This window comes from Asaia prunellae JCM 25354 (assembly GCF_000613885.1).
In the GTDB taxonomy this organism is placed as follows: Bacteria; Pseudomonadota; Alphaproteobacteria; order Acetobacterales; family Acetobacteraceae; genus Asaia; species Asaia prunellae.
The window spans coordinates 23,527-36,401 of record NZ_BAJV01000001.1 but is presented as its reverse complement, the minus strand read 5'-3'; the positions used below and the strand labels follow the sequence as shown (position 1 = coordinate 36,401).

At 57.3% G+C, this 12,875-nt stretch carries 6 protein-coding genes and 3 pseudogenes; 5 read left to right on the top strand and 4 right to left on the bottom strand.

Features of this window, described 5'->3' with window-relative positions; translation table 11 throughout:
• Positions 1–247: 247 nt before the first annotated feature.
• From JCM25354_RS21850 to JCM25354_RS21245, 3 genes are all read left to right on the top strand, one after another.
• Positions 248–2,122, top strand: coding sequence for a glycosyltransferase (locus JCM25354_RS21850; protein WP_243443804.1), 1,875 nt, complete (start codon positions 248–250; stop codon positions 2,120–2,122).
• Between the two features lie 58 nt (positions 2,123–2,180).
• On the top strand, positions 2,181–3,194 hold the full coding sequence (locus JCM25354_RS00160; RefSeq protein ID WP_025884506.1) for a CgeB family protein: 1,014 nt from the start codon (positions 2,181–2,183) through the stop codon (positions 3,192–3,194).
• 217 nt (positions 3,195–3,411) lie between these two features.
• Complete coding sequence (locus JCM25354_RS21245; RefSeq protein ID WP_159103418.1) at positions 3,412–3,561, top strand: hypothetical protein; 150 nt, start codon at positions 3,412–3,414, stop codon at positions 3,559–3,561.
• A 13-nt stretch (positions 3,562–3,574) separates the two neighbouring features.
• On the opposite strand, the pseudogene JCM25354_RS15455 reads toward JCM25354_RS21245, so the two are convergent.
• The 4 genes and pseudogenes from JCM25354_RS15455 to carA form a co-directional block, all read right to left on the bottom strand.
• Positions 3,575–4,677, bottom strand: a pseudogene (locus JCM25354_RS15455) (threonine ammonia-lyase).
• Between the two features lie 163 nt (positions 4,678–4,840).
• Positions 4,841–5,314 carry a transcription elongation factor GreA gene (greA, locus tag JCM25354_RS00145; protein WP_025884505.1) on the bottom strand — a complete coding sequence of 158 codons (474 nt, stop codon included), beginning with the start codon at positions 5,312–5,314 and terminating at the stop codon, positions 4,841–4,843.
• A gap of 319 nt (positions 5,315–5,633) precedes the next feature.
• Positions 5,634–8,887: pseudogene (carB, locus tag JCM25354_RS15450) on the bottom strand (carbamoyl-phosphate synthase large subunit).
• Between the two features lie 3 nt (positions 8,888–8,890).
• Positions 8,891–10,241, bottom strand: a pseudogene (gene carA / locus JCM25354_RS15445) (glutamine-hydrolyzing carbamoyl-phosphate synthase small subunit).
• A gap of 165 nt (positions 10,242–10,406) precedes the next feature.
• On the opposite strand from carA, the gene JCM25354_RS00130 reads away from it, so the two are divergent.
• Both JCM25354_RS00130 and dnaG read left to right on the top strand, forming a co-directional pair.
• A complete protein-coding gene (locus JCM25354_RS00130; protein ID WP_025884504.1) occupies positions 10,407–10,859 on the top strand; it encodes a GatB/YqeY domain-containing protein in 453 nt (150 codons plus the stop codon).
• Between the two features lie 14 nt (positions 10,860–10,873).
• Positions 10,874–12,682, top strand: coding sequence for a DNA primase (dnaG, locus tag JCM25354_RS00125; RefSeq protein ID WP_025884503.1), 1,809 nt, complete (start codon positions 10,874–10,876; stop codon positions 12,680–12,682).
• Positions 12,683–12,875: the final 193 nt, after the last annotated feature.

The window sequence follows — 12,875 nt, the reverse complement described above, 5'->3', positions numbered from 1 at the left end:
AGGGCTCTGATCAAGTCGGGAGCTATGACAGTCTTTACGCCTGTTGGGTTGCCCAACGCCTGCGTTACGGCGAAAGCGTGGACCTACCCCCGCCTGGTGAGCCTCAGACCCGTCGTTATTTTGAGGCCGAGGCTACACTACAGAGAAAAATTACGGATCGCACAGGGCTTGATTTTTCTTATCAGAATATTCCTGAAATATCAGTTATCGTTGTCCTGTACAATAAATATGCTTTGACTCTCCAGCCTTGGCGTCTCTGCGTGCCAATTATCCTGGTAACATCCAGCTTATACTTGTTGACTCGGCTTCAAGTGACGATACAGCTCATATTGAAAAGGTCGTACAGGGCGCGCTGGTTCTGAGGCACCGGTATAATATCGGCTATCTCGATGGCTGTAACGAAGCTCTGGCACATGTACGTGCGCCTGCAGTGCTCTATCTGAACAACGATCTGCGTCTTTATCCTCACGCGATACGTAATGCGCTCAAGCGTCTGCATCAGTCAGAGGATTGTGCTGCCGTTGGCGCCAAGCTGGTCCGGACCAATATGCGCCTGCAGGAGGCCGGATCGATTATCTGGCGGGATGGGTCAACCTACGGTTATCGGCGTGATGATCATCCGGATATTGCTGAAGCTAATTTCGTGCGTGATGTGGATTACTGTTCGGCGGCATTCCTGCTGGTGCGTACCGAGACAGCCCGGCTGATGGGCGGATACGATACGATTTTTCGGCCTGCCTATTTCGAGGATACCGATTTCTGCCTGCGTATTGCACGGTCAGGAAAACGTATCGTTTATGATCCGTCTGTGATGGTTGAACATCTGGAATACGGGAGCTCTGGCACGGCCGGTTCCCAGGCGCAGATGATCATCAATCACCGTATTTTCGGACGTCAGCATCAGGATTACCTGCGCAAGCAAATGCCGGCGCATCTACATAATGCTGTTCTGGCCCGTTCGCATCGCAGTACACGCCGCAAGATACTTTTTATAGAGGATCGTATACCATTGCGGTCTCTTGGCTCGGGATACGTGCGTTCCAATGATCTCGTCTGGGCGATGAGTGCATTGGGCTTTCAGGTGACGGTCTTTCCTGTCCTGCCCCGCGCTGCCAGCCAGACAGATCTGGCCACCGATTTTCCCGATGATGTTGAGCTGATGATCCAGAGCGATATGGAGACGCTCGGTACCTTTATTGAGGAGCGAGCAGGCTATTACGACGCTATCTGGGTCGGTCGCACGCATAATCTGGTGCGTTTGCTGCCCTTGTTCTCCGAGCAGAGTCGTCACCTGCCTTTCGGGAGCATCATACTTGATACCGAAGTCATTGCGGCACCAAGAACGATAGAGAAAGCCCGTTTTCATCCACCGAAAAAAACTCTTCCTTCTCTCGATCAGTTGGTTACGAATGAGCTGGAAACAGCCAATTATTGTCAGCAGATCGTGGTCGTTTCAGCCCATGATGCCGGGTTGGTTAGAAAGGCAGGGTATGAGAATGTTTCAATACTTGGACACTCTCTGCCCCTGAGACCAACGCCGGCCTCGTTCTCGGATCGTCGTGATTTCCTTTTTGTCGGCGCACTTCATGAGGTCGATGCTCCGAATTTCGACAGTCTTCTCTGGCTGATCAATGAGGTGCTGCCGGAGCTTGACGAGTATCTGCCTGAGGATGTGAAGCTGACAGTCGCAGGATTTGTACATCCGTCTGTTGATGTGACAATTCTGCGAAGCACGAAACGCGTGAACTGGCTGGGACCGGTCGATGATCTCGCAGCCCTTTATGCGACGCATCGTCTCTTTGTAGCCCCGACGCGCTATGCAGGCGGTCTGCCCTACAAGGTCCATGAAGCTACCTCCTACGGTTTGCCCGTGGTTGCCACCCGACTGCTTGCCAAGCAGATGGACTGGATGGATGGTTATCATCTTGTCAGCGCATCATGCGAAGATCCGATCGCCTTTGCGCTCGCAATGGCTGAGACCTACGAAAACGAAGAAAAATGGGAAATGATCCGTGCTGGTGGTCTGCAGGCCATCGAGCGTGATTGTGATCCTGCACAGTTCCGGATGACGCTAAACGAGATTATCGAGAATAGCGTTGTCCAGTCCGATGGCCCTATCTGATATAAGGATCGGCAGTTCCAGGAAGTGTCGCTCCATTAAAGAAACGGAATGAGAAACCATGTCAGCAGGTAAGAAAAACGCAAGATCCAGGGCCGCTGGCACAACGCAACGCGTGCTCGTTTGCAGCGGTGGTCGTTACGAATCCCAGGCCAATGCGCAGATTCGTGAGTCGATCATGGATGGCTGGGCAGAATGCTTCGGCGAGGAAAATGTCATCGCCGTGCATATCAGTGGCGCGGCAGCGTCGATCGCACGACTGCAACCGACTATCGTCTTTGCGATCGGCTCCTATCTGCCTGAAAGCACCTATTTCGGCGAGGTTTGTCGTGAAGCCAAGAAGATAGGCGCAACAACCGTTTTCTGGGCTACGGAAGATCCCTATGAGCAGGATGCGAATTACCGCATCACGGATGATTTTGACGCCATTTTCTCGTGTGACCGCTGGGGCCATAATTTCTACCAGCGTGAACGGGTGTACCATCTACCTCTCGCGGCCAGCCGAAAGCTGCATTATGCTCCGATCGAGACAGAGTTCGAGAAAACCATAGACGTGCTGTTCTGTGGCGTGGCGTTCACCAGCCGCAAGGATATCGTACGCAATCTGATGCCCACTTTGCGTAATCTAAACATCAAGATTATTGGCCCGGGCTGGGGCGAATTTGGTATTGGCTTCTCGGATGCGCGTATTGAAAAGGCCCAGCTTATTGAACTGTATCGTCGTTCGAAGCTGGTGCTGAATCTGGGTCGCTCTCTGCATTTCGAAAACAAGCGCTTCATGATTGCGCCTTCAACACCGGGGCCGCGCACGTTCGAGGCTGCAGCAGCAGGGGCGTTTCAGATCTTTCATGAAGATACTTACGAGTTGCGCCGTTATTTCACGGCAGAGGAAATTCCGACTTTTTCCAACAAGATCGATTTTGACAACCTTGTTGCACGCTATATCGACAATACACCACTCTGTATCGAAATGGCCCGCCGGGCCCAGGCGCGTACCATGAATGAACACACTTATGGTCACCGCATCCGTGACGCTATCGAGGTTCTCAAAAGAGAAGGGCTCATGGAGGGCTGATCCTGGGTTTTTTTCCCCAATTCCATTGAGATTTATTTCAATGGAATTGTCGGAATGGTTCAGGACAAGATTTCTGTAATGCTCTTTATGTTGCATCGTTTCGTACCTGGAGAGCCGGATATGCAGCGACTGTAAAAACGGATCTTTCTCCAAAAAATCGTCCGGCTCCACTAAGCGAGCGTCAGTTCGACACTGAGTGCGTTGTCATCAGGCTATTGTGTCGATCTATTCGCCTGCTTCAGCGATGGGAGGTACCTACGACAAGGCGCTGTTCAGAATGCCCTATGTCTTGCCGGAGGGATACAATCGATCTGACGCTGTGAACTGGATGGCCGAGCATTTTTACGCAGAAGCCCGCTCACCCTGAGCGGGCAGTGCGTTCAACCCCGTGTAAGATGATAATGACGGCGCAGATCGGCCTCGATTTCATCCGCATGCGTTCCGTCACGTGCCTCTATCATGATTTCCAGCTCGGCGGTCTGGACTGATGGCGCGGCAAACAGGCGCTGATGCGATACCTCGATGATATTCCCGCCTGCATTACCAATACGCGTTGAAATATCTGCCAACACGCCCGGACGATCAGGAATCTGCAGGGTGAGGGACAAAAGTCGTCCGTCGCGGCGCAAGGCACGTAGCAGCGTATTGGCAAAAATACGCGTACCGATATTTCCGCCTGTTATGGGTAGAGCCACGCGTTTGCCCGAAAAGATTTCCGGATAGGTCATCACGGCTGCCAGAGCTGCAGCGCCTGCACCTTCGGAAACCTGTTTGGCCTGTTCTGCCAGATGCGCAATGGCTGACTCAACCTGAAGTTCGCTCACAACGAGCACACGGTCAAGCAATGGACTGACCGTCTGCAGGCAGTGATCCCCGATTTGCAGTACCGCTATGCCTTCGGCAATGGTTGAGCCGCCACGAGCGGTTACAGCAGCCTCCGGAAAGGCAGAAAGTGAGGCATGGCTCTCAACCTGGACGCCTATAATTTTCGTTTTCGGGCTCAGAGATGCGGTTGCAATGGCCGATCCGCTGATCAGTCCGCCGCCACCGATTGGCAGTACAAGGATATCAAGAGGAGGGCTGTCCTCGATCAGTTCGATGGCGAATGTACCCTGACCCGCCATGACAGCAATGTCATTGAAAGGGTGGACAAGCACCAGTCCTTCACGCTGTCGCAATTCTTCAGCGACTTTCGAGCTTCGGCGAAGTCCTCGCCTTCTGTCACGACACGTGCGCCCCAGCCTCGTGTACGCTCTACCTTGGCTGAAGGCGTGTGACGCGGCATGACGATGGTGGCGTCGATGCCGAGCAGACTGGCATGGCGGGCAACGCCCTGTGAATGATTGCCGGCCGAGACTGCAATAACACCGCGTCTTTTTTCCTCCTCGGTCAGAAGTGCCAGTTTATTGGCAGCTCCCCGCTCCTTGAAAGATGCCACAGCCTGCAGGTTCTCCAGCTTCAGCCAGATATCCGCACCCGTCATTTTCGAAAGCGCCGCGCATCGAATGCTGGGCGTGCGTGTAATATACGGAGCGATCCGCTCGTGGGCGGAAAGGATATCAGCGAAAGTGAGAGTGAGGACTTCGGACACGTTCTTCTTTTCTCGTTAGCGGGTCAGGCCGACCCGCTCGGTTTCAGGACGCGGATTACTTGTAGGTGACGGTCAGGATCTCGTAACTCTTGTCACCGCCTGGTGTCGGAACAGTTACACTGTCACCGACTGATTTGCCGATCAGTGCCTTGGCAAGCGGAGAGGAAACAGAAAGACGACCAAGCTTGATGTCGGCTTCATGCACGCCAACAATCTGATACCCGCTTTCCTTGTCGGTTTCCTCATCAACCAGCTCGATATGGGCACCGAATTTTACGGTATCGCCCGAGAGTTGTGACGGATCGATAACCTCGGCTGTGGAGATGATCTCCTCAAGCTCGAGCACGCGCCCTTCAATGAAAGACTGGCGGTCACGTGCAGCGTGATATTCGGCATTTTCGGACAGATCCCCATGGGCGCGGGCTTCCGCAATGGCACGGATGACTGCTGGGCGGTCTTCGCTTTTCAGACGACGCAGTTCATCTTCTAGACGGGTCAAACCTTCACCGGTCATCGGAATCTTCTGCACAGCGCATTCCCCAAAACGAGTTTGGCCCACGCGCAGCGCCTCTGGAACACCCTGTCCCGAGGCCCTGCACGGGGCATAGCCGGGCTTGAGACAATCCCAGCCCGCAAATTGATCATCTAAGCTAGGTCTTCCGGGGGGCAAGTTCAAGGCAAGCCGCAGGTTCCACCCTGGTTTTATGCAGAATTGATCGGGCTTTACCGATATTGTCCCGGTTTTCTGCTCTGAAAGCAGTCAGAGACCAGTTGTCTGTTGCAGGTTCATCTGAGGGAGGAAAGGGGCTATGCCCCTTTCCGGGGAGCGGGGCATAGCCCCGTATTCTTCAGAATTCCCGTTTGAAGTACGACTGCAGTGGGGCAACGTCGAGTCCGCCATCCTTGATAGCCGAGATGGCGTAAATCGCAGCCCTCGCACCAGCCAGTGTGGTGAAATGCGGCACGCCACCGAGCAGGGACGAGCGGCGGATATCGAAGCTGTCACGCACGGCCTGAGAGCCCTGAGCCGTGTTGATGACAAGCTGGATATCACCTGAACGGATCGCATCCACGCAGTTCGGGCGACCTTCCAGAACCTTGTTGACACGCTTGACTGCGATGCCGGCTTCTTCGAGGCGTGCAGCGGTACCGCGTGTGGCCATAATGCTGAAGCCCATTTCGATAAGCTTGCGGCCAAGTGCCTGAACCTGGGTCTTGTGCCCGTCGCGCACCGAGAGCAGTACCGTGCCAGTCTGCGGAAGCACAACGCCTGCAGCGAGCTGCGACTTGGCAAAAGCACGTTCGAAGCTGCTGTCGAGACCGATAACTTCACCTGTCGAGCGCATTTCCGGACCAAGGATGGTGTCGGTATCGGCAAAGCGATGGAACGGGAAGACGGCTTCCTTCACCGCCACATGCGGAGCAATGGCATCACCATCGAGTTTGAAGCCTGACAGTCTGGCTCCTGCCATCACGCAGGCACCGATCTTGGCCACCGGCACGCCAGTGGCTTTGGCGACGAAGGGGACCGTGCGTGAGGCGCGCGGGTTCACTTCGAGTACGAAAACCTCATGGTCCTTGATAGCGTATTGCACATTCATCAGGCCGACGATGCCCAGTTCACGCGCCATGGCTTCGGTCTGGGCTTTCAGCTCGGTCACGATGGCGGGGGACAGCGTATAGGGCGGTAGCGAGCAGGCAGAGTCACCGGAATGGATGCCGGCTTCCTCAATATGCTCCATCACGCCCGCCACATAGACGTCCTGGCCGTCGCAGATGCAATCCACATCGGCCTCGATGGCGTCGTTCAGATAGCGGTCGAGCAGGATGGGGCCGGAGGAGACTTCGGCTCCGGCCAGAACCAGTGTGTTGCGCAGATAGCGCTGCAGACCGGCCGGGTCATAGACAATCTCCATTGCGCGACCACCAAGAACGTAGGACGGGCGCACAACGACCGGATAGCCGACTTTCTCGGCCACGGCCTCGGCCTCACTCGGCGTGCGGGCAATGCCGTTCTCGGGCTGACGCAAGCCAAGCTTGCGCAGCAGAGCCTGGAAACGCTCGCGATCTTCGGCGCGATCAATGGCGTCAGCCGGTGTGCCGAGCAGCGGAATACCGGCGGCTTCGAGCGCGCGCGACAGCTTGAGCGGGGTCTGGCCGCCATACTGGACGATGCAGCCCAGAATTTCGCCATTGGCCTGCTCTGTGCGGATGAGGGAGATCACATCCTCATCGGTCAGCGGCTCGAAATACAGACGATCGGACGTGTCGTAATCGGTCGAGACGGTCTCGGGGTTGCAATTGACCATGATGGTCTCGAACCCGGCTTCGCGCAGTGCATACGCGGCATGCACACAGCAGTAATCGAACTCGATGCCCTGTCCGATGCGGTTCGGGCCACCGCCCAGAATAATGATCTTCTTGCGGTCTGTCGGATGGCTTTCGCATTCTGGCACGCCGAACCCGCCCTCATAGGTCGAGTAGAGATAGGGTGTGTCAGAAGCGAATTCGCCAGCACAGGTGTCTATGCGCTTGTAGGCGGGCGTAACGCCAAGTTTAAGCCTGAAGGCGGCAATATTTTCGACGCTCTGGCCCGTCAGGCGGGCGAGCTGGCGATCGGAGAAACCCTGCGCCTTGATGCGACGCAGATTACGGGCATCCTTGGGCAGGCCGTTGGCGGCAATCTCGTTCTCGGTGACAATGATGTCGTGCAGCTGACGCAGGAACCAGGGTTCAAAGCGGCAGGCTGTATTGATGTCTTCAAGTGACAGCCCGGCGCGCATGGCCTGGGCAGCCATGAGAATACGCTCAGGGCGCGGCTCGGAGAGCGCGGCGCGATAGGCATCCAGCGAGCCATCGCCCGGCGCTTCGACCGGGTCGAGGCCGGTCAGACCCGTTTCCATCGAGCGCAGGCCCTTCTGCAGGGCCTCGGCAAAGGAGCGGCCGACTGACATCGCCTCGCCAACAGACTTCATCGAAGTCGAGAGCAGGGCGGGGGCGCCGGGGAACTTCTCGAAGGTAAAGCGCGGGATCTTCACCACGACATAATCGATAGTCGGTTCAAAGCTCGCAGGTGTCGTGCCGGTAATGTCGTTGGCGAGTTCGTCCAGCGTGTAGCCGACGGCCAGCTTGGCCGCGATCTTTGCGATGGGGAAGCCAGTCGCCTTGGAGGCCAGGGCCGAGGAGCGCGACACGCGAGGATTCATCTCGATGACGACGATGCGGCCATCATCGGGGTTGATACCGAACTGTACGTTCGATCCGCCGGTCTCAACACCGATCTTGCGGAGACAGGCAATAGAGATGTCACGGAGTTTCTGGAACTCCTTGTCGGTCAGGGTGAGTGCAGGGGCGACGGTAATGGAGTCGCCCGTATGTACGCCCATCGGATCGATATTCTCGATGGAGCAGACGATGATGCAGTTATCCGCTTTGTCGCGGACGACCTCCATCTCGAATTCCTTCCAGCCCAGCACGGATTCCTCAATGAGAACCTCGGTGGTTGGTGAAGCATCGAGACCGCCAGCCACGATCTGGTCGAATTCCTCACGGTTATAGCAATGCCGCCACCGGCGCCGCCCATGGTGAAGGAAGGACGGATGATGGCAGGCAGGCCCACGGTCTCGAGGGCTGCACGTGCCTCCTCGAGCGTATGCGCGATGGTGCTACGAGGTGATTCCACACCGATCTCGTCCATAGCCTCGCGGAATTTCTGACGGTCTTCGGCGCGGTCGATGACTTCGGCATTGGCGCCGATCAGCTCGACATTATGCTTCTTCAGAAAGCCCGACTTGTCGAGTGCCATGGCGGCGTTCAGGGCTGTCTGGCCACCCATGGTGGGCAGAACCGCGTCTGGCTTTTCCTTGAGGATGATGCGCTCGACGAATTCCGGGGTGATCGGCTCGACATAGGTGGCATCGGCCAGACCCGGATCGGTCATGATCGTTGCCGGGTTCGAGTTGATGAGGATGACGCGATAGCCTTCCTCTTTCAGTGCCTTGCAGGCCTGCGTGCCGGAATAGTCGAATTCACAGGCCTGACCAATCACGATGGGGCCAGCGCCAATGATAAGGATCGACGAAATATCTGTACGTTTCGGCATGGGTCAGGCTGCCTTCTTGTCCATGAGGGCGACAAAGCGCTCGAAGAGATAGAATGAATCGGACGGTCCGGGGCTCGCCTCGGGATGGTACTGCACCGAGAACGCATCGAGCCTTGTGCTGCGAATGCCTTCATTCGAGCCGTCGAACAGGCTGGTATGGGTGATGATCACGTCTTCGGGCAGGGATTTGTCATCCACGGCAAAGCCGTGATTCTGGCTGGTGATTTCCACACGCCCCGAGGCCAGATCCTTCACCGGCTGATTGGCGCCGCGATGGCCGCGCTCAAGCTTGTAGGTTTTCGCACCCAGCGCCTGCGCCAGAAGCTGATGGCCGAGGCAAATGCCGAAAACCGGCACATTGGCGTCGAGCACGCCCCTGATGGCAGGTACGGCATAAACGCCGGTTGCGGCCGGGTCGCCAGGACCGTTGGAAAGGAAGACCCCTTCAGGGTTGTGACGCAGAATTTCTTCAGCCGTGGCTGTAGCGGGCACGACGGTCACATCGCATCCAGCCGTCACGAGGCAGCGCAGGATATTGCGCTTGGCGCCGTAATCAACGGCCACCACCCGGCGGCGCGTGCTGCGTTCTGCGGCGGGCTTCTGCCATACACCGAGATCCCAGGTGTAGCTCTGGGTGCAGGTGACGTCCTTCGCCAGATCCATGCCTTCGAGGCCAGGCCACGAGACCGCCTGGGCGCGCAGGGCGGCAATATCGAACTGACCGTTTCCGGAAAGCGAGCACGGCGGTCTGTGCGCCGCCATCGCGCAGGCGGCGCGTGATCAGACGTGTGTCGATACCTGCGATACCTGGCAGATTCTGGCTGATCATCCACTGGGCGAATTTCTGGGTCGAGCGCCAGTTTGCGGGGAGGGTGACATCTTCCTTCACCACAACGCCGCGTGTGGCCACGCGCTGGGCCTCGTCATCTTCGGCATTAGTGCCGACATTGCCGATATGCGGAAAGGTAAAGGTCACGATCTGACCGGCGAAGGACGGATCGGTGAGCGTCTCCTGATAACCGGTCATGCCGGTGTTAAAGCATAGCTCGCCAATGGCCGCGCCATCGGTATGGGCGCCGAAACCGACACCCCACAGAACGGTCCCGTCCGCAAGAACGAGGACAGCATTGGCGCCTTCGGGGCAGGTATCGGTCATGGTCAGGTTTTCCTCCTTGGGCGTCTGCGGATCGAGGTCCGAAAGGGTGATGCCGGGCAGGCGCAGCAGCGCCGCCCAGTGCTTGCCGGGGATGGCGCGCGACTGGCGCCATTTGCGAATGGCCTCGGTGCCGACGCCGGTCAGGCTGGCCAATGCTTCTGCGCCGCCTGCCTTCTCGATGATCTCTTCGATATCCATACCCGTACTCCCTTACGTCCTTTTCCACTCGGACGCTCGCGTGGTTGGTGCTAGATAGGCCTTTGAGATGGGAATGGGAAGTTTTTTCCCACTCCCGATTTATGCCCGACATGCGGGAAAATTTTCCCACTCTCATGCGGTGCAGGTCAGGAAAAGGAAGAAGCAATGTCCCTGAGAGAACAGATCTCTGCCGATCTCAAAATTGCCATGAAGGCGAAGGAAATGGACCGTGTAGCGCAGATCCGCGGTATTACAGCGCGTATCAAGGATCTGGATGTTGCAGCACGCGCTAGCGGCAAGGAAATCGGGGATGAGGATATTCTCCCGATGCTACGCAGCATGATCAAGTCGCGCACCGAGTCTGCCACCATGTATCGCGAGGGCGGCCGCCCCGAACTGGCAGAGAAGGAAGAGGCCGAGATTGCGACGATCAAGGCCTATCTCCCGCCGGAAATGGACGAGGCCACGCTCGAAGCTGAAATCGATGCCGCCATTGCCGAGGCAGGTGCCACGAGCATGAAGGAAATGGGCAAGGTCATGGGCGTGCTGAAGGCCAAATTCGGTAGTGCGCTGGATATGGGTCGCGTGAATCCGGTTGTCAAAGCCCGCCTGTCCTGAGTTCGGGCTGAAAGATGGCGTTCGATCCCGGTTTTCTTGATGAATTGCGTGCCCGTACCCCGATCGCTGCGGTGATCGGGCGTCGGACCAAGCTCAGCCGTTCGGGCCGCAACTGGAAGGCATGCTGCCCCTTTCATGGGGAAAAGACGCCATCTTTCTATGTGTATGACGACCACTTCCACTGCTTCGGCTGTGGCGTACATGGCGATGTCATTTCCTTTGTCATGCAGAGCGAGGGGCGCAGCTTTCCCGAGGCTGTCGAGCAACTCGCCAACGAGGCCGGGCTCGAGATGCCCCGCCAGGACCCGCGTCAGGAGGCGCGTGCCCAGGAGGCGCGGTCACTCGGTGATGTGCTTGATGCCGTGCAGACGGTTTATCGCCTGGCCCTCTTTCAGCCCGGTGGGCGCCAGGCTCTGGATTATCTGCGTCGACGCGGCCTGTCCGATGCAACAATTGAGCGTTTTGGTCTTGGCTGGGCGGGTGAGGGGCGTGGTGCTCTGCTTGAAGCCCTGCGTGGCCAGGATATCTCACCAGAGCAGCTGGTGCAGGCCGGACTCATGCGCGTTGATGAGCGCGGCGCACCCAGAGGAGAACTCTTTTTCTCTCGTGTCATGTTCCCAATACGAGACCGGCGGGGCAGGCTGATCTCCTTTGGAGGGCGTACCCTGGGTGATGCCCAGCCGAAATATGTGAATGGACCTGAGACGGCGCTCTTTTCAAAGCGCCGCGCACTCTACAATCTTGATCTGGCCCGTGCTGCCCTGCGTGATCCAGCACAGAAACTGATTGTGGTCGAAGGCTATATGGACGTCATAGCCTTGGCTCAGGCCGGATTCGAGGCAGCGGTTGCTCCTCTCGGTACGGCCATGGGGGTTGAGCAGCTCGAACTGCTCTGGCGTGAGGCGTCTCATCCGATTCTGTGTCTTGATGGCGATGCAGCAGGTGCACGTGCTGCGTTGCGCGTCGCCGAACTGGCTTTGCCGTTGCTTACCCCTGAGCGCAGTCTGGGTTTCTGTCGTCTGGATCCCAAGGACGATCCGGATAGTCTGATACGACGAGAAGGTCCTCAGGCCATGCGCCGGGTACTTGATGGCGCTTCCTCCCTGGCTGACGAGCTCTTCCAGCTTATGATGGCTGGTGTTCAGCAGGACGTGCCCGAGCAGCGTGCGGCACTGAAAAAACGTCTGGAAGCGGCGGCGGCGCTTGTTGCTGACAAGGATCTGGCTTCGGAATACCGCCGAGCATTGATGGAGCGTTTTTTTGCTTCATCACGACGTGGCACACGGGGAGGGAGTCAGAAGCCAGCAAGGACCGGGAATTCCTCTCGGCATGTTTCCGTTGATACGGGTGCGCTGGAACGTCTGCGTTTGCTGACAGTTCTGGTCCTGCGGACACCCTCTCTGCTTCCCCAGATCGAGGACCAGTTCGGTCGTCTGGAACTGCCTCAGCCCCTTGATGACATGCGTGACAGAATTCTGGACTGGTTTGCGGATGTATCGTCAGAAGAGGAATTGACCCAATCCGGATGTCTGGAGGCCCTCGACAGGAGCGGATTGGGGGATGAGGCGCGCGCGCTTTTGCAGAACAGTCTTTTGCCGGCTTCACAGGCAGAGAAGAACGGACTGTTTTCGCTCGAACCTGCACAACAGTGGTGGCATTTTTTCGGTCTGGTGAATTTTCCTGCCTTCGTGCGTGAGGTCGAGCAGGACATGCAGGCGGCTCTGGCTAATCCCTCTCTTCAGGGGCTGCCTGAAGCATTGCTGGTTCGCCTGCGAACGCTTGATCGCCTGCGTCGCGGTGAGGAAAGCGATGACGAGGATTGACGCAACCAAGTAATCAAACGTGAAAAGACAGGGCAGACCCTTGACTTCGGGCGTTGGATCGCCCACCTGCACGCTGCCGAAATTGCTAGCGCTGACGCTGGTGGATCGCAGTTGGAAGAGAGGTTGGCCGGTGGGCTGACCGGGTTGGGCGGCGCATTGTCTGGCAGTGCGCTGGGTCGACGCGTTTCTTTCA